The 16,952-nt window shown below is 68.2% G+C and carries 19 protein-coding genes, 3 pseudogenes and 1 CRISPR repeat array; of the genes and pseudogenes, 8 read left to right on the top strand and 14 right to left on the bottom strand.

The window, feature by feature from the left end; all coding sequences use genetic code 11:
- Positions 1–5: 5 nt before the first annotated feature.
- Positions 6–221, top strand: a pseudogene (locus JIW86_RS41025) (hypothetical protein); the annotation flags it as partial.
- Here the strand turns inward: JIW86_RS41025 and JIW86_RS41020 are convergent.
- From JIW86_RS41020 to JIW86_RS40980, 9 genes are all read right to left on the bottom strand, one after another.
- Positions 212–382 (bottom strand): hypothetical protein, encoded by a 171-nt coding sequence (locus JIW86_RS41020; RefSeq protein ID WP_257559814.1) that lies wholly within the window; start codon positions 380–382, stop codon positions 212–214. The pseudogene JIW86_RS41025 and the gene JIW86_RS41020 overlap by 10 nt on opposite strands.
- Before the next feature lie 663 nt (positions 383–1,045).
- Complete coding sequence (locus tag JIW86_RS41015) at positions 1,046–1,666, bottom strand: hypothetical protein (protein ID WP_257559813.1); 621 nt, start codon at positions 1,664–1,666, stop codon at positions 1,046–1,048.
- 578 nt (positions 1,667–2,244) lie between these two features.
- A CRISPR array of direct repeats spans positions 2,245–2,882; the repeat unit is 29 nt; unit sequence CTGCTCCCCGCGCACGCGGGGATGAACCC.
- A gap of 185 nt (positions 2,883–3,067) precedes the next feature.
- Positions 3,068–3,703, bottom strand: a complete 636-nt coding sequence (locus tag JIW86_RS41010) for a GNAT family N-acetyltransferase (protein WP_257559812.1) — start codon at positions 3,701–3,703, stop codon at positions 3,068–3,070.
- A gap of 15 nt (positions 3,704–3,718) precedes the next feature.
- Complete coding sequence (locus JIW86_RS41005; protein WP_257559811.1) at positions 3,719–4,075, bottom strand: VOC family protein; 357 nt, start codon at positions 4,073–4,075, stop codon at positions 3,719–3,721.
- A gap of 49 nt (positions 4,076–4,124) precedes the next feature.
- Positions 4,125–4,994: a DIPK family protein gene (locus JIW86_RS41000; RefSeq protein WP_257559810.1), complete on the bottom strand. Its 870-nt coding sequence runs from the start codon at positions 4,992–4,994 to the stop codon at positions 4,125–4,127.
- Complete coding sequence (locus JIW86_RS40995) at positions 4,991–6,490, bottom strand: MBL fold metallo-hydrolase (protein ID WP_257559809.1); 1,500 nt, start codon at positions 6,488–6,490, stop codon at positions 4,991–4,993. The genes JIW86_RS41000 and JIW86_RS40995 overlap by 4 nt, the downstream gene beginning before the upstream one ends.
- A 96-nt stretch (positions 6,491–6,586) precedes the next feature.
- Positions 6,587–6,721, bottom strand: coding sequence for a hypothetical protein (locus JIW86_RS40990; RefSeq protein WP_257559808.1), 135 nt, complete (start codon positions 6,719–6,721; stop codon positions 6,587–6,589).
- Between the two features lie 156 nt (positions 6,722–6,877).
- Entirely contained in the window at positions 6,878–7,243 is a 366-nt protein-coding gene (locus tag JIW86_RS40985; protein WP_257559807.1) for a DUF6415 family natural product biosynthesis protein, read from the bottom strand.
- On the bottom strand, positions 7,240–7,446 hold the full coding sequence (locus JIW86_RS40980; protein WP_257559806.1) for a hypothetical protein: 207 nt from the start codon (positions 7,444–7,446) through the stop codon (positions 7,240–7,242). The genes JIW86_RS40985 and JIW86_RS40980 overlap by 4 nt, the downstream gene beginning before the upstream one ends.
- 156 nt (positions 7,447–7,602) lie before the next feature.
- Here JIW86_RS40980 and JIW86_RS40975 point away from each other — a divergent pair, with 156 nt between their 5' ends.
- Together JIW86_RS40975 and JIW86_RS40970 are read left to right on the top strand one after the other, a co-directional pair.
- Entirely contained in the window at positions 7,603–8,922 is a 1,320-nt protein-coding gene (locus JIW86_RS40975; RefSeq protein WP_257559805.1) for a helix-turn-helix domain-containing protein, read from the top strand.
- Positions 8,919–9,737 (top strand): class I SAM-dependent methyltransferase, encoded by an 819-nt coding sequence (locus JIW86_RS40970; protein WP_257559804.1) that lies wholly within the window; start codon positions 8,919–8,921, stop codon positions 9,735–9,737. The genes JIW86_RS40975 and JIW86_RS40970 overlap by 4 nt, the downstream gene beginning before the upstream one ends.
- A 214-nt stretch (positions 9,738–9,951) precedes the next feature.
- Here the strand turns inward: JIW86_RS40970 and JIW86_RS40965 are convergent, their stop codons facing one another.
- Positions 9,952–10,623, bottom strand: a complete 672-nt coding sequence (locus tag JIW86_RS40965; protein WP_257559803.1) for a DCL family protein — start codon at positions 10,621–10,623, stop codon at positions 9,952–9,954.
- Between the two features lie 788 nt (positions 10,624–11,411).
- Between JIW86_RS40965 and JIW86_RS40960 the strand changes: the two genes are divergently transcribed.
- The 3 genes and pseudogenes from JIW86_RS40960 to JIW86_RS40950 form a co-directional block, all read left to right on the top strand.
- Positions 11,412–11,801, top strand: coding sequence for a hypothetical protein (locus tag JIW86_RS40960; RefSeq protein ID WP_257559802.1), 390 nt, complete (start codon positions 11,412–11,414; stop codon positions 11,799–11,801).
- Between the two features lie 397 nt (positions 11,802–12,198).
- Positions 12,199–13,665: a hypothetical protein gene (locus JIW86_RS40955; protein WP_257559801.1), complete on the top strand. Its 1,467-nt coding sequence runs from the start codon at positions 12,199–12,201 to the stop codon at positions 13,663–13,665.
- A gap of 231 nt (positions 13,666–13,896) precedes the next feature.
- A pseudogene (locus JIW86_RS40950) lies at positions 13,897–14,103 on the top strand (ISAzo13-like element transposase-related protein); the annotation flags it as partial.
- A 56-nt stretch (positions 14,104–14,159) separates the two neighbouring features.
- On the opposite strand, the gene JIW86_RS40945 reads toward JIW86_RS40950, so the two are convergent.
- On the bottom strand, positions 14,160–14,462 hold the full coding sequence (locus tag JIW86_RS40945; protein ID WP_257559800.1) for a hypothetical protein: 303 nt from the start codon (positions 14,460–14,462) through the stop codon (positions 14,160–14,162).
- Between JIW86_RS40945 and JIW86_RS42315 the strand changes: the two genes are divergently transcribed.
- Both JIW86_RS42315 and JIW86_RS40940 read left to right on the top strand, forming a co-directional pair.
- A complete protein-coding gene (locus tag JIW86_RS42315) occupies positions 14,376–14,567 on the top strand; it encodes a hypothetical protein (protein ID WP_416237716.1) in 192 nt (63 codons plus the stop codon). The two genes, JIW86_RS40945 and JIW86_RS42315, sit on opposite strands and share 87 nt — an antisense overlap.
- Before the next feature lie 321 nt (positions 14,568–14,888).
- On the top strand, positions 14,889–15,371 hold the full coding sequence (locus JIW86_RS40940) for a hypothetical protein (protein ID WP_257559799.1): 483 nt from the start codon (positions 14,889–14,891) through the stop codon (positions 15,369–15,371).
- Here the strand turns inward: JIW86_RS40940 and JIW86_RS40935 are convergent.
- The 3 genes and pseudogenes from JIW86_RS40935 to JIW86_RS40925 form a co-directional block, all read right to left on the bottom strand.
- The gene (locus JIW86_RS40935) at positions 15,337–15,789 is read right to left on the bottom strand and encodes a transposase (RefSeq protein ID WP_257559798.1); all 453 of its coding nucleotides are present in this window, start codon (positions 15,787–15,789) and stop codon (positions 15,337–15,339) included. The genes JIW86_RS40940 and JIW86_RS40935 overlap by 35 nt on opposite strands.
- 157 nt (positions 15,790–15,946) lie before the next feature.
- A pseudogene (locus tag JIW86_RS40930) lies at positions 15,947–16,084 on the bottom strand (transposase); the annotation flags it as partial.
- A gap of 316 nt (positions 16,085–16,400) precedes the next feature.
- On the bottom strand, positions 16,401–16,853 hold the full coding sequence (locus JIW86_RS40925; protein ID WP_257559797.1) for a hypothetical protein: 453 nt from the start codon (positions 16,851–16,853) through the stop codon (positions 16,401–16,403).
- Between the last annotated feature and the right edge of the window lie 99 nt (positions 16,854–16,952).

Below are 16,952 nucleotides of genomic sequence, written 5' to 3'. Positions count from 1 at the left end.
CCCCAGACGCCGCAACGCTGTGGGGCAACGCGCTGGCCGTCCCGGCGCTCGCGGACCGCGTCCACCAGGAGCGGCGTGCGGACTTGGAGAGCCGGGACGGCAAGCTGATGTCGCTGTTCTTCCTGTCGAAGATCGTCGGACCCCACGCGTACGAGGAGGATCCGCTGCTGGCGCCGGCCCGGAAGGAGGCCGAGCGCCTGGTGACCGAGCTTCAGCTCTGACGCTGCCCATGCAGGGCGCGCAGGTACTGACTGACGGCGGCAGTGTCCACATCCGCGCCCAGGGCCTGGACCAGCTGGGCCAGGTGAGTGGGGTTGTCGGTGCCGACCGCCACCGCGTCAGCACTCGGCAGGTGGAACGCCGTACGGAATGCTGCCTGCACGCGGGACAAGCCATCGTGGGGCGGTCGGAGGATCGGGCGAGGGTCGCCAGCCGACTGCTCCTCGCGCATGCGGGGATGACGCGGCGAAGCCCCAGCGAAGCATTGTCCGGATTGCCGGGTTCTTGGGAAGTGCTGCAAAACAGCGAGTGGCCGTCGTAGAGTGCCAGGTCAGCCAGTCTGCTCCCTGCGCGTGCGGGGATGAACCCGAGTACACGGCCCGGACGGAGGGCCTGCGATGCTGCTCCCTGCGCGTGCGGGGATGAACCCCGGATGCCGGCCCGCAAGGTCTGCTCCCCGTGCATGTGGGGATGAACCCGAAGAGCTGAACCGCGCGATTGAACGCGTGGTCTGCTCCCCGCCTATGTGGGGATGACCCTTTGTTCCACTATCCCGTGCTTCCGACGCTGACCTGCTCCCCGCTCCCGCGGGGATGAGCCCATCTACACCTCGACCGTCCCGGTGCCGTTCGCCGGCTCCCCGTGCTTGAACCCTCCGCAAAGGCCAGCGCAGATGTCGCATTCCGTCTGCTCCAGCGTGGGCACCGCGCACCGCAGCCTCAGCCTTCTCCGAAGGACAACAACCGCCGGAGAAATCCTGGGCCAGACTCCTCCCGGTGGCATAACGCTGGCATTGCCGTGGATGGACGGCTGCGCGTAAGGACGGTCAGGAAGAAGCGGAGTTGGTGCCGCTGGTCAGCTTGACGAGAGCGGGAAGCCTCGGGGGGCCGCCCAGGTCGAGCTGCTCGAACTCCCAGCCGGTGATCTTCGCCGTTGCGGGTACACGGTAGATGTACGTCATGTCGTCACTGAAGCCGGGCTGCAGCTGGTCATTGCAGCCAGGGTTCCCCGGGATCTCATAGAGGTCCTGGATGGCGTCGTACCGGCGCTGCTGTTCGTCCAGGAGCTTGTTGACGACGGGGAGCGAGCAGGTGAGGTCCATGCCTTCCTTGGTGTCGTTGAACACCTTCGTCTGGACGGTCACGAACTTTGCTCCATCGCCTGCCTTCTGGGTGCCCTCTGTGGTCTTGAGATTGTCGGTCTCGGTGACCGTCTTCACGGTGACGACCGTTCCCATGTGGCGGGCTTCCTGGCCGATGGTGAACTCAGCCGACACGCTCGGCTTGGGGCTCGGCGGCTCCGTCCTGGCCGGTACAGGTGTCTTGAAGGGGCTGGAGGTACCTGCGGTGGTCGGGCCGGCGGGAGCCGGGGCGGCCGTTCCGGGGGTCGGGCTGGTCGTGAGGGTGTAGATGAGACCGCTGGTAGAGGCGAGGAACGCGACGCTCAAGCAGAACGTGGCGGTCCGCCAGCGGTTCGGGGACGGCAACGGTCCGGCCGGTGGCTGCTTGGGCACCGGAGGTATCCCAGCGTGCGGCTCAGGCATACAAATAACTCCAAACGAGAACCGGGGCCCCGAGCGCGTCGTTTTCAGGCTCGGGGCCCACTTATGGGAGCAGTCGGTACCGGACGCGGAAATGAGGAAGGTCGGGTAGGTGGCACCGGTCACCCGCCCGACCCGACCGGGAACTGACGGCGGCACTGCACACGGCGCCCCGGGGGCCCAGTGTCCATGATGTAGGCGAGGAACATCGTCGCTTCTCACTTTCCTGCACGCAGGTACGACTTGAGAAACGGGCGACTTTGAGGCGTGATCTCTGTAGTCAGGAATCTGGACTGCTCCCCGCCCCTGCGGGGAGCCCGTCGAGTGCCGGTGTCGCAAGACGAACGGCTCCTGATTGCCCCGCACGCGCTGCTCCCCCGCGCATGCGGGGATGATGCACAGCAGCCTCGGTGTCCGGATTGCCGGATTCTGAGGAAGTGCTGCAAAACAGCCTGTGACCGTCGTAGAGTGCCAGGTCAGCCAGTCTGCTCCCCGCGCACGCGGGGATGAACCCCAGGTCGGCTACACCACCCCCTTCCAGACCCTCTGCTCCCCGCGCACGCGGGGATGAACCCCAGGCCAGGCGCTGGGTCCAGGCGCGCATGTCCTGCTCCCCGCGCACGCGGGGATGAACCCCAGAGGCAAGGCCAGAAAGATGACGCGGTCGCCTGCTCCCCGCGCACGCGGGGATGAACCCATGCTGCGCGGACTGAAGGTGAAAATCGTCAACTGCTCCCCGCGCACGCGGGGATGAACCCACGGCCAAGGCTCACATGCAGCGTGTCCTGACCTGCTCCCCGCGCACGCGGGGATGAACCCGTCTCGATCACGCCCATGCTCGCCCTGCGATACTGCTCCCCGCGCACGCGGGGATGAACCCCCGGCCCTGCCCGCACCCCACCGGGTACGGGCTGCTCCCCGCGCACGCGGGGATGAACCCATCCTCCGCCCACTGCAAGACGGCGGTCCGGTCTGCTCCCCGCGCACGCGGGGATGAACCCCTCGGCTGGGCGGGCCTCCATGGGAAAGTGCACTGCTCCCCGCGCACGCGGGGATGAACCCGGGCGGCCGTCCAACAAGCCCGCCCGGCAGGCCTGCTCCCCGCGCATGCGGGGATGAACCCGCCGTGCATCTGCCGCATTCGCGCGGAGTAGACGGCACTCGGCCTCCACCATCGCGGGCACCACGGTCAGAGCATCTCCGCCTGCGCGGCGAGGACAGGGATCAGGTGGTGATCGTCGGAACCTGTCGCTTTCCGAACGAGGGCGCTGTCCGCTGTGTGCGAGCCATCGTGCGCGCGTGCGGAGATCAGCGGAAGTACGTGATACCACCCGTGAGGCCTCTGATCGCTACGGGCACCAACTGGGCTTGATCTCGCCAGCTGGCGGCATCGACAACGGCCTCGTGCGCATCGTAGGGGTGGGCGTCGACGGCGATGCGGTGGATGCCGTTAGGGCGGTAGCCGAACTTGCGGGAGACGGCCCGGGAGGCGGCGTTGTCCTCAAAGGCGGTCGAGGTGACGCGGGCGGCGTCGAGGCCGTCGAATGCGAGGGCCAGAGCTGCGGCACGCATCTGGGTGCCGCAGCCGTGGCCCTGGAAGCGGCGGCCGAGCCAGAAGCCCGTGCGGGCCTCGCCTGTGGTGGCGAAGTCGCGGGCGGAGAGGTTCTGCTGGCCGATGACCTGGCCGTCGTGGAAGACAGCCAGGAGAAGGCGCCAGTTGTCGCGGCTCCAGTCGCCTCGCGCCCACCAATGGTTCTGTACGACGTTCCTGGCGCGCTCGGCCGGCGGCGCGGAGGCCCAGGGCTGCGGGAAGAACACGGCGCCGTCGGGCACGACGCCTTCCGCGGCGACCTGGGCGAGCTCGTCGAGTTCAGCGTCCGAGGGAAGGCGTAGAACCAGGTCGGGGGTGGCGAGTTCCAGGTCGGTGATGGGCCAGTGGCGCATGGGCAGGCTCCGGTGTCAGGGCCCGTCGAGTCCGAAGATCGTGCCGAACGGGTCGACGAGCTGGCAGATGCGTCGGCCGGCTTCCACGTCGAGGGGGCCTCGGTGGTGGATGCAGCCGGCGTCCAGGAGGCGCTTGCGTTCGGTGTCGAGGTCTTCGACGGGCCAGTACGGGACGGTGCTTCCACCGGGGGGGTTGGCCTTGGGGGACGCCTGGTGGAAACCGAACTCGAGTCCGTCGAGGTCCAGCCAGGCATAGATGGCGGTGCCGTTGATGTCGAGTTTGACCTCGGATACGAAGATGTCGCCCCACCAACGGGCGGCGGCTTCGGGGTCGTCGACGAAGACCATGACGGTGCGGATACCGCGCAGCACTTGGGGTTCTCCTATGCGTCGGGAAGTTGGCACGGTATCGCTGTATCGCTCACTCGTGGGTGCCGTGCAGGGAACGTAGGCCGGTGGCGGAGGCGAACGCCGTCAGGGCGTGTACGAGGCTGTGGTCGTTCCACTGCGCGCCGAGTTCGTTGACGTGGTGCAGGTAGGCGTGGCGGATCCAGCGGGGTGCCAGCTTGGGCTCGTCGCCTGCAATGAAGGCGAGCGTGACGAGGTCGGCAAGCCCGGTGATGTCGGGGCGGAGGGTTTCGGCGTCGATGAGGGTCAGGCGCCCGTCGTCGCGGCGGCGGATGTGTTCCGGTTTGAGGTCGAGGTGTCCGAGGGGCACGTGGTCGGGGCCGTGGGCATCGCTGACGAGCTGGAGGAGTCGGCGCCAGTCGTCGGCGTGGCGGATCCATTGCGGCGCTGGTGCGTTGACGGCGGCGCCGGTTCGCCACCTTGCCATGGCCTCGCCGACCACCGGATGCCAGCGGGCGGAGGCCGTGTGGATCGTGGCGACCGCCCGAATCAGCTCGTCGAACGCGTCTGTGCTGGTGAGGGTGACGGCCTGGCCGAGGTAGTCGACGAGCAAGGTGCGGGAGGTGTCGCAGACGCGGTGCAGGTCCGGCAGAACATGCTCGCCGGCCAGCAGTTCGTACGCGAGGACTTCGCCTTGGTAGGCGGCTTCGTCCGCGTGCCGCTTGAGAATCCGGCGGGGTGGTGTCCCGAGGGCGAAGACTGCGGTGCGGTAGCGGGCGGTGAGGCAGTACACCGGGCCCGGCTCGCCTGTGTGGTGCCGGTCGAGGATGGCGTGGGCCTCGCGCTCGGCAGTGGCCCGGTCGGTGGTGAGAGGGGTGGCCAGCCACCCGTCGGGTCGTGTGCGGGCGGCGCCGTCCAGCGGCCCGGCGGGGGCGGTGGTCATGCCGAGTTCTCCTGGTGGACTCCGAGCGCGGCGAGGCTGTGGGCGTAGCAGCGGGCGGCGAGGTCGGGCCGCTGGTGCTCGCCGTAGATCGCGAAGAGGGCGTAGACCGGGGAGTCGAGGTTCTCGCCGATGTGCCAGCCCTGGTACGAGCCGCCGACGACGTCCCAGATCTGGGCGCGGCCGAGGAAGATGGCGGCCAGGTCCTGGAAGTAGATCTCGATGCCGAAGGGGTAGGCGGCCATGGCTTCCTCGCGGCTGGTCGTCTCCACCTTGTCCCATGTGGGTCCGGTGATGTTCCACGCGTAGGTGTCGATGTCGCCGGGGCGGCCGGGCGGGTCGAGGAGGCGGAGTACGGCGCGGTGGGGACCGAGGGGGCCGTGGAGGTAGTCGTGGATGCTGCTGGCGAGGGCGCCGGTGCGGGTGGCGATCAGCTCGCGGGCCAGGCGGGGCAGCTCCTCGGCCACCAGGGTGTCGGCGCTCTCCCATTCCTCCTTGTCCAGGGCCGGGGTGACCGGGGTCGGCTCGACGCGCTGCGGGGAGTCGAGGAAGGACGCGAGCGCGGCGAGGGCGCTCTGCTCCGCCACGGGGTCGGGGGTAACCCAAGGGACGCGGGAGGTGGTGAGCGGACCGTCGTCGGCCGGGACGGTCAGGCGGTCACCGGGACGGGGGCCGTGTACGCGGAAGAGGTGCTGAAGCTCGTTTGCGGTGGCGGCCAGCGCCTGGTGATCGGCGTAGAGGAAGGGGCCGTGAGGGCTGCGCGGCGCGGTGAAGCCGTTGCCGCACAGGGCGACGTCGCGAACTCCGTCCAGGGGCTTGAGGTAGTCGATGAGGAGGCCGTTGAGGATCTGGACGCCGGTGGTGCGGTTGCGGGGGCCGTCCATGCCGGGCAGCAGATTGTTGTCGGCGCCGAGCGCGCCGTACGGGACGGTCTGGGCATTGTTCGAGACGACCGCGAGCCGGGGCGGCGCGAGTACGCCCTGGGTCAGCTGCTCGATGTAGAGGTCGGAGACGTCCGCGTCGACGCCGATGAAGACGTCGTTCCCGGTGGTGCCGGACAGGCGGACCAGGGGTTGGGAGACCCGCTTCTCCCAGAAGAGGGTGCGGGCGCTGGCGGGGTAGAGGGTGATCTCAATGTCGCCGACGTTCAGCGGCTGTGTGTGGTCCAGGCGGTGAATGGTGAAGCCCAGGGCCTCGATGGCGTCGGTGACGGCGGCCGGGGTGGTGGTGCCGGTGTAGATCGGCACGGTGCGGGCGAGGAGGTCGAGGGAGGGCAGGTGGAAGTGGTCCAGGTGCTCATGGCTGAGGATCACGGCGTTCGGGGTGGGCATGCCCTGGGTGTCCACGGTTCGGGGAGGCCAGATCGCGAACTCCAGGCTCCCTGCGCCGAAGGCGGGCGCGAGGATCGGGTCGAGGAGGACGGAGGAGAGGCCGTCGGTGATGTGCCAGGTCTGGTGGCCAAGGAAGGTCAGTTCCAGGCCGACGGGGGCTGCTGCCATGACGAACTCCTTTGCACGGTTGGGAAGGGTCACGAGGGTGGCGCGGAGAGGGACAGCGGACGTCCCCCTCCGCGCCGATTCGCGGACCGGCAGGATCTACCGGTGGTAGGTGGTCGGGGAGTTGTTGGTGGTGCCCGTGGCGGCGAACGCCGTCACGCGCTGCTGCAGCCGGCGGACCGCCTCCGCGGTAACGGCCGTACTCTGCTTCGTCTGGGGCTTGGGTCGGTTCATGACGTGCCTCCATCACTTCGGTTTCTCGGCGGTGCGGACGCAGCCGCCGTTCCCCGTCGCCACAAGCGGCGGGTGGTCAGTGTTCGGTGGCCGACAGGAGACAGCCCACGATGGCGCCGCAGAGGATCGCGTAGACGATCACGGCGATCCGCTGTCTCACTGCCTCGCCACCACGTTCACGTCCTGCGGCACCCGGCCGGCGGCGGCAACGCCGCGCTTCCGGTGCACCTGGTGCTCGATCAGGAGTACGCGGCAGACACGGGCAAGGGCCCGCATGTGGATCCAGGCCCCGAGCCGCCCCTCACCCGGCTCCCGCGCCAGCAGCCGCTCGGCATCCGTACGGGCTTGAGGACCACCGCCCGGCTCGCCGAGCAGCAGTCGGACGTGGCCCGACAGCAGGGTCGTGGCCGCCCGTACCTCGCCACCCGGTATGCCATACGTGTCGGGCGTGAGGACACGGGCACACAGGGCACGAATGATGTCCGTCTGCACGCGGGCCTGCGGGGCGGGGGTGGTCGTCATCCCGAGTGCCCCGCAGCCGCCTCGCGCATCCCGATCGCCCGGTCCAGCTGTGCGTACAGAACCTCCAGCTGGGTGGGGTCGAGGATCAGGGTCGTGGTTTCGGTGGTGCCGTCAGAGCGGTGCAGCTCGATCGGCAGGGTGGCCTGGTGGTCGTCGTGGTGGTACGTGATGTCGCGCCGGACCGGAGTTGCGTGGGTGATCACGGGGGCTCTCCCGGGGCTGTCTGAGCGGGGGCAGGGGTTCAGTCAACTCCGCCACCAGGGCCCCTAACAGGGCATTCCTGTAGGCACGTTGTAGGCACGAACTAGGCAGAATCCCGCTAGGATTCCGGGCGCCCGACTCGACCAGCGGACGGCGGGATGATGGCGAACGAGGCCCTGCGCAGGTTCAGAAACGAGCGCCGGTGGACTCAGGCACAGGCAGCGGAGCAGGTCTGCGCCCAAGTCCGAGCGACCACCGGCCGCGACCCCGGGCTCGATGCGAACTGGATCTCCCGGCTGGAACGCGGAGCGATCACCTGGCCCTCCGGCGACTACCGGGCAGCTCTGTGCGCGGTGTTCCAAGTCGACAACGAGGCAGTGCTGGGTTTGCACCCGAAGGGGGCGACCCCACACTCAGGAACACCACGCACGCTCGGCACTTCCCCAGCGCCCGCAGACGATGCGCGCAGCATCATCGCGGACGCAGAGCTATCGGCCCGGCTCGCTCGACACGCTGCCGCCACCAACGTCAACGCCCTGGTCCTGGAGCAGCTCGACGCCGATTTAGAACGCCTCGCAAGGGACTTCGTCAGCCAGCCGCTGACCCTGCTGATCCCTGAGATCCGCACCCTGCGCACCGAGGTGTTCCGCTTGGTCGAGGGCCGCCAGCATCCACACCAGACCCGGCACCTGTACGTCGTCGCCGGATGGCTTTCCGGCCTCGCGGCGCACGTCTCCCTCGACCTCGGTCACCAGCCCTCGGCTGCCACCCATGCCCGGACCGTGGTGCAGTGCGCCGAGATCGCGGAACACCCGAGGCTGCGAGCCTGGGCCCGCTCCTTCCAGTCACTGGCCTCGTACTGGACAGGGGACTACCGGCGGGCCGCAGACCTTGCGAGGGCCGGATACGAGGATGGCCGGGGCCCGGGCTCCGGGACGATCACGGCACGACTGCTGAGCCTGGAAGCTCGGGCCCTCGCGGCCGGCGGAGACGGGCGCAGCGCGCTGCGCTCCCTCGCCCTTGCCCATGAGGCTCGTGCCATCGCCGACCTGGATGAGCTGCCAGGGGTGTTCGCCTTCCCCGAGGCCAAGCAATGGGCCTATACAGGCACCACGCTGCTGGCCGTTGGCGGTGACGAACAGGTCCAGCGGTCGATCACAGCCTCCACCCGCGCGGTGGAGCTCTACCAGACAGGGCCAGAAGACGACCGCTCCCCTGGCGACCTGCACGCCGCGCACCTGGACCTGGCCACCGCCTACCTCGCGAACGGCCAGGTGGACGTGGCCGGTGCGGAACTCGACACGGTCCTCGGGGCGGAGCAGTACACGGCGAGCATCACCATCAGGCTCCGCAAACTGGACACACTCATCGCCAGCGGGCCGTACCGTGACTCGCGGCCGGTAGTCGATCTCCGTGAACACATCCACGAGGTCACCTCCCGGCCGACGATCGTCAGCACACCCACGGAGCCGCGATGAGCACCCAGCCCTCGAACGAGCCCTCGGTCACCGACCGGCACCTCCTCTCCACCCAGGCGTACGGCACCGGCCGGCACCTGGCAGCCCGCCAGTCCCTCTACCAGTGGCAGACCCCGCGGCACGACTTGCCCGGCCTCGTCGTGGAAGAGCTGGCCCGCGTACGCGGCGCGGTAGCTGACGTGGGCTGCGGAAACGGCAAGTTCGTGCAGCGGATACGCACCCAGCGGCCGGACCTGACTGTCCTCCCCATGGATGTCTCCCCCGGGATCCTGGCAGGCATCGCCGGTGCCGTGGCCGCGGACGTCCAGCAGCTCCCCATCGTGGACAGGGCCCTGGGCGCCGTCCTCGCCATGCACATGCTGTACCACGTGGAGGACCAGGCACGCGCCGTCCGAGAGCTAGGCCGAGTACTAGCCAAGGGCGGCATCGCAATCGCGTCCACCAACAGCCGTACCGACAAGCGCGAACTGGAAGACCTCTGGCGACGAGCCGCTGGCGACGTCCTCGGCATTCCCGAGGGCCCAGCACGCGTCCAGCTCTCCGCCCGCTTCACCCTGGAGGACGCCCCGACAATCCTCGGCGCCGTCTTTGAGGACGTACGGACGATTCCTCTTCCCGGAGTAGTCGAGGTGACCGACCCGGAGCCCGTGGTCGCCCACCTGGCTTCGTACGAGGCATGGGCCGACAAAATGGGCGTCCCCTTCAAGGAGACGATCGCGCGTGCCCGAGAACGAGTTGAAGAGACCGTCCAGGCAAAAGGCGCGTTCCGCATCACCTGCCTGGGAGGGATTCTCCTCTGCAGCGGAGCACACTAGTAAAGCAACTGGTATCGAGTCCGCTCCCCACGCCTACGGGGCACGCAACCTGGCTTCAACCTCGGACCGGCCACGATAAGCCGACCCGCTCGTTCGCCGATGGAGAGCGCCTCCGCTCACGCGAAGAAGACGTCAACTGCACGAAGAACCAGGCATGTTCCGCCGGAAGACCTCCGCTCGCGTGGGAGAACACGCACAGGCCGACGCTGCCGCTTCAGACCGCACCTTGGCCCTTGCGTTGCAGGACCGACCGGTTCGCATGCTTGGTGATCACCCGCAGTGTGGCGTGTTCGCGATGGTACTGCTGCCAGGCTGCCACCAGGACGTCGTCCTGCAGCTCCGCGTAAGACATCCCACTCGCGCGGTCCGGAGCAATCACGAAGGCTTCCAAGCCACCACGCTGCAGGATGAATGTCTCCGCCAGCTCCTTGAACTTTGGTGCCGCGTGGTCCACGTCAGCTTCATCCGGCGTAAGCATCACCAGGTTCGTTACCTCGCACACCACGGGTCCGGCAGCAAAGGCTTCGTCTCGCTTGGCGATGACTTGATCGGATATCGCTCGCCGCAGGCAGCCACGTACCTGCTGAGCATGGCTCGTCGGCTTGAGGCATTCCGGCCAGGAGATGTCGATCTCGGTTCCGTCGGTCCTGAGCACCATCAAACACCGGTTCCCGAACTCGGAGCGATCTACTCGGAAGCCGGCGACTCCCGTCCCCGCCTTGTCCTCGTGGTCGGGATGTCGAGTGATCAGGTCCCGCAGGAACTCGTCGTCTTGGGCGCTGACCTGGGAGCCGAAGCGGTAAGCCTTGATCATTCCTCGGATCCGCTGCTCCGCAGCCTTTTTCGTCGGGAAGTACTCCCCGTTGATAGTGAATGCTGTTGCCATCTGGTCTCCCCGTCCGTCGATGTGACCCGCGAACGACCGTACAACGCAGATCCGCTCTCTTTGCCGGACTTTCCGACACGTCCGCCCGCGTCGGCCGCAGAGGTGAGGCAGTCCGTCCGGGCCGGGGTGGTGAGCGAAGTGGCAGAGTGGGCGCCGGCGTCCCGGGCAGCAATCGCGAGGTTGGTTTCCCCCACCTCAGGAACGACCAGGTCAGCCGTGACCCGATGCTATGCGTCGCGCAGCAGCATGACGGTGGGTTCATCCCCGCGTGCGCGGGGATGAACCCTGCTTGGCCGTCGGCGTTGCGATCGTCGCCGGCTGCTCCTGGCGCAATGCGCGGATGACCCCACACTGGGGCTCCATGAAGGGATGTGGTGATGCTGCTCCCTGCGCACGAGGGATGATGCAGAGCGGTCTCAGTGTTCGGATTGCCGGATTCTGAGGAAGTGCTGCAAAACGGCTTGTGGCAGTCGTAGAGTGCCAGGTCAGCCAGTCTGCTCCCCGCGCATGCGGGGATGACCCCGCCGCCGCCGGGTCGGACAGGTCCAACCCGGCCTGCTCCCCGCGCATGCGGAGATGACCCCCACGGCCGGGCCGCGGGATGTGTGGTCATGTCCTTCTCCCCGCACACGCGGGGATGACCCCAGGGGTAGGCTCGGATTCAATTACCCTCGATGCTGCTCCCCGCGCACGCGGGGATGCCCCCCCCCACAGAGGCGTGCCAGGCTCTGGTCGACTTCGAGCTGGACCCCGTGCTGCACCGGCCGACAGCGAGGGTTTCGGTCGGAATGTCGCTGCTGAACGACACGTCGGGGAAGCGGGACTTCAAGAAGTTGCACGGCCTCGTGCTGTCCAGTTACACCGTCCAGGAGGCGTCGGCGGTGATGGACTCACTCAAGAAGGCCCTGCCACGGTGCGGCACGTTCGTCGCGTACACCCTGGACTACGGCGACCAGGAAGCACGCATCCGCGTCGGGGAGCGACCGGCGCCTGCGGCCGGGGACGATGCGGTCGCCTTCGACTGGACTGTGCCGGACATCGCGATGAATGACACTGTGCCCGTCACGGTCGTACGCACCGGTGGCGTGCTCGCCACCTACTACGGGGCCGTCCCGGCCTGGATCCCGCAGTTGCAGCACGCGAAGCTGCGCGCCTTCATCTCCAAAGCCCGGCCCTGACGGGCTGCGAAACCCCAAAGGGGGGCGGGGGCGGGCGGACCAGGCATGGTCGTGGCCACGTGGGGCGAGGTTCAAAAACCAGACGTCCTTAGCGTGCCGAAAGCGACCGCCGATGGTGAGGCGTGTCGAGCGAGCCTGTCCAGGCTCAGGGCGGTCTGCGCGCCATAAGGTCGCTGTTGCGGCACGTCGCGCCGTTGTCGGCGTGCCACAATGATGCTGGTCTCTTGGACGTTGCGGACGCCCCTGAGACAGCCGCAGTGTGGCTAGTGCTCGCATTAGTCCCTGATGGGGCTCCCATCAGGCGATGGCTGCGGACGGCTTCCCATCTGGCTAGGCCAGGGGAGCCGTATGCCCAAATGCGGCACTGCCGATCGGTGGCGGTGCTAGCGTGCGGTAGGTGTCCAACGGCAGGAGGTTCTCGCGGATCTACCGTGAGTTCGGCGTCGTCCAGTTCCCGATCGCTGACCTCCGCGTGCTCGCCGAGGGACCTACCGGGCGGTTGCGCAGGCCGAGTTGGCCGGACCCCATCGCGGGTGCCGAGTTCGTGCGCGGGGCCGGCATGGTGCGGGATCGGCCGGGGGGCGCGATCCGCGACTGGTCAGGGGAACGCGCCTTTTGTGATGCGGCCGGACTGCTGCGGTTCCCTGCGCCGCATTTCCGGCAAGCTACCCGCCCAGGTTTCCTACCTCAGCGGGAAGAGCACGCGATCACGATGATCCCGTGTTACCGGCGGCTGTACAGCGATCGGATGTCGACGCGGGTCGATGTCGCGTTCACTTCGCGCTGGCCCGATCAGACCTGGACGTACGCGTGGCGCACGGACCTCGACTACCTGTCTGTCCCGGTCGGGCTGCCCTGGCGGGACGACGGCCTGGTGCCGCTCGGGTCTGTTAGCCGCCAGTTGGCGCGGCGATTTGCCGAGACCACCACTCGACATGGCAGCGAGGTGCGGTACGACCTGGTCGAGGCGGGCACGCCGATGGTTCTCACCGAATGGCACACCGACAAGGGGCTCCCGCCGAGCGCCATGCAGCGGGACGGCGTCCATTTCCGCTGCCGGCCAGTGCAATTCGGGGGTCAGCGGATGCCGTCTTGGAGGGTCACGTTCTTCCCGCATTGTGACGGCAACCGCGCGCGGCAGGTCCGGGGGAACCTGTGGCGGCTGCACACCGAGCGCGAGTCGCTGCGCGCCGCGATCCGGGCGTGGCGACGGGGCGACGTGGCGCTGGACCGTCAGCGCCTGCGGGATTATCTTGCGGAGCGGCTGAAGATCCTCAACCGCGAGCACAGGGCGGGTGTCGAGCAGATCCCGCTGCTGGACATAGCGCAGCGCATCGAGTCGCTCGCCCCGCCGGACGTGATCGACGACCTACGCAGGGAACTGCGCCGCGAGAGCCTGGGCCTCCTCCGATCGCTCGACCGCGTCATCGAGAAGACGATCGGCCACGACTATGCAGTGCCGGTCGAGCCGAGCCTGCACATCCACGTCGAGCATGGAGGGCACATCACTATGAGCACAGGCGACACCTACAATGTCCACGGTGGGGCTTACGGAAGCGCATTTGGCCCTCACGCCCAGGCGCATAACCGAGACTTCGCTATCACGCCCATCACCCGCGAAGAGCTTCGTGACCTGTCCGGCCACGTCTCCGAACTGTCCGGCCTGCTCTCGGAAGAGCAGCGGCAAGAGCTGACCCAGGCCCATGAGGACCTCGAACAGGCCGCCAGCACCGACGACCAAAACCCCGGCAGGGTCCGCGCGGCCGCTGAACGACTCATGCGCATCGCGGAGGCTGTGGGCGCTGTCGGCGCCCCACTGCTGGAGGCGGTCACCAAGCTGCTCCAGGGTTCCGGCCTGACCTGAGGGACTCGATAGCGCGTGCCCGCTGGCCCGAGCGTTGGCGCTGGCGTCGTTGGTGCTGGCCCGCGTCGTGCGGTCAGGTATCGGAGAGTCGCCGGGACAGTTCGGCGGTTTAACCGGAGCGGGTGTTGCCCGCGATTTTGTTCCAGGCTATTGCGGTCCCGGTGTGCAGGTTGAGCAGGTCGGATAACGCTTGGTCGCGGCGATGCTCTGGACAATGACTTCGTGGCAGGCCCCCTGACCAGCCACGAAGTCATCGTCGAGAGCATCGCCGCGACCACCACCAAAACCGGCCTGACCGTGCACGCAGAACTCGACACCAACCCCTACCCCACCGGCATCCAGGTCAGCGACGACCAGATCGCCGCCCTTCCGATCACCCCCCACCGCTTCCACGGCGACTGGAACTCCACCCCCAGCATCCGCTGGACGCGACGGTGATCAACAGCACGTCAGATCATGCCCCGGCGGACAGGCCACATGGCCTCACACGGCGTTCACTGCAGGACCCTGAACTGACCGGTATGACCCGCCAACAGCTCTGCGAGCTCATCGACGCCCTGACTCCCGAGCTGGAGGTTCAACGCGAGCACGTGCTCCGCACGCGTCGCGGTCACGAGCGCCTGGTGGCCCCGGGCACAGGTGCCAAAGCCAAACTCACCCCGGCCGACCGAATCCTGGTAACTGTGCTCCACCTGAGCAAACTCGCCACCATGGACCTCCTCGGCCAGCTCTTCGGCGTCACCGCCATGACCATCAGCCGTGCGAAACAGGAAGTCCACCCACTCCTCGAAGCACACGGCTACTCCGTAAGCATCTCTACCGCCCGCCTCCGCACACCAGCAGACGTCGCGACGTTCCTCGCTCCCGACCCCGCCAAGACCAAGGTCAAAAAGACCAGTTAAAGATCTGCACGTCCTTAGCGCGCGGAGGTCGATCGGTTGTCCGGCCGGCAAGGAGGCCACAACAGCCGCAGGCCGACGCAAGCACGGGCAGACGCGGGCACAGCTCCACAGAAGTGGAGACAGAGCCCCTTCTCGTGTACGAAGCTCCTGTGTGGCCCCGCCTCGCCGGTTCCTGGCCTGATCACCCGTGCCTTTTCAAGTGGCGCTAAGAAGCCGTTGTCTTTCCGATAGTGGCGGGTGCGTTTCCGCTGGTCAGGCGTAGTGACGGCGCCTCGGTGGCAGAGGCGGGGTGTCGTGTCGTCTCTTCGGTGGAGGTGCCGGATGCCGTCGGTGATGGTGCTGCTTGAGGAGCGCGAGCGGGCTGCTCGGCAGCGGGTGGAGGTCCTGCAGGCCGAGCTCCACGAGGCGGAAGCCGCGTGGGAGCGGTTCGTGATTGCCCGTCAGGCGGTGGCCGAAGTCCTGGCAGAACCTCCTGTGGGCGAGGAGGCGTCGCTGGCCGGGGTGGCCGGTGAACGGCCTGCGCGGGTCGCCGGGGCGGTGCCCGGCTCGGTGGTTCCCGCCTGGAGGGAAGGGCTCGCTCTCGACTCACTGGCGCCGGACTACCAACGGCTCGTGGAGGTCCTGGCGGGGAGCGGGGAGGAGATGGACTGCCGGCAGCTCGCGGCGGCCTTGGGTCTGGAGGTGGTCGCGGCGAAGGTGGAGGGAGTGCGGTCGAAGGTGAAGCGCCTGGCCGCGCGGGGCTGGATGGCCGAGGAACGTCCGGGGATGTTCAGCGTGCTCGCCGGGCGAGCCGGCGGCTCATGACCATGCTCATCGACCACCGGATCATCGCCTCGGAGGTGTCGGTGCGGGTCTCGTAGTCGCGGACCAGGCGGCGTGAGTGCATCAGCCATGGGAACGTCCGTTCCACCAGCCACCTTTTCGGCAGCACCACGAAGCCCGTGGCGTCGTCGATGCGTCTGACCACTGTCAGCGCGATCCGCAGGACATCGCGGGCGAGGTCGACCAGGCGTCCGGTGTAGCCGCCGTCGGCCCACACCAGCGGGATGCGCCAGTGCCGCATCCGCAGTCGCTCCAGCAGCGTCCGGCCGGCCTCGCGGTCGGTGACGGATGCGGCGGTGACCATCACGGCCAGCAGAAGCCCGAGGGTGTCCACGACGATGTGCCTCTTGCGGCCGTTCACCTTCTTCCCACCGTCGAACCCCCGGCTGGCAACCGGCACCGACGCGGCCCCTTTTCGCCGACTGCGCGTCGGTGATCCCGGCGGTCGGCTCCGGATCGCGGCCCGACGCTTCGCGGACCCGGTCGCGTAGCCGGTCGTGGAACTCGGCGACCAGGCCCTTGTCCCGCCAGCGCCGGAAGAAGGCGTAGACGCGGTCCCATGCGGGGAAGTCCGCAGGCACCGCTCTCCAGGCAATGCCGCCCGCAACCAGGTGGCGCACCGCGTCGACCAGCTGCCGGTGGCAGTAGCTCTCCGGCTGCCCGCCCCTTCCCTCAAGCCAGGCGGGCACGGGCATCGCGTCGCGTACGACTACCCACTCCGCGTCGGTCATGTCCGAGGGGTACCTCGGACGCCTGTGCGGCCGGTCCCCGGCGTTCCCGAACCGGTGAGCGAGGCAATCACACGACAGGGGCGCGGAGTTGGACGGCAGTGTCACGGAGACGGGAAACTGCGGCACCCGGGGCCTCCTGTTGCTCGACTGGATTCGACACCCACGAGCTGTACGGGAAGCCCCACTTTCATGCCCTGCCGACCAGGAGATCACCCGACCGAGTCGGCAGACTCGAACTCACGATCACCAAGATCGATAGAGCAACCGCTAGTTAGCGCACTCAGCGCACGAAGTCCGTTACTGTGCCGTGGTTGTCGGGAGAGGTCAGGCCCCAGAGGATCAGCCCCACGATGATGGCCAGCAGGATCAGCCCCGGCACGTTCTCGGGCCCCCAACCGACGGGCTGCCGAACCGGTGGGCCGGATGTGGCGTCGTCGCGTGCAGCGTCGGAGTCGGCGCGCTGCCAGGGCGCGGCATCGGCCTCACCCCGGGCGATCCGCGCGGCCACGTGAAGTACGTCGGCCGCGTGGTAGGTCGGCTCGCGGGTCAGGTCCGGGGAGGGCGCAGCCGAGGTACGTACGCTGTTGGCCCGCGCCACGGCCGTGATGCTGATCGGCCTGATCTGCGGCCAGATCTCCCGGACTTCGGCCTTCGTCAGCCAGCCTTCCCCGTCCTGATGGTCCTGCTCGTCCGCTGCCCCCATTCGAAGTCCGCCCCCTCGCTCGCCGATCACCCTTGGCTTGATACCCAGACCTCCGAAAGATCACCCGGCCGGGCAGTCACACTCGAACTCACGCCCACCGTGATCGGTATGGCAACGGCTTCTAAGCGG

Source organism: Streptomyces sp. NBC_00162 (genome assembly GCF_024611995.1).
GTDB lineage: Bacteria > Actinomycetota > Actinomycetes > Streptomycetales > Streptomycetaceae > Streptomyces.
This window is presented reverse-complemented; position numbering and strand designations above follow the sequence as displayed.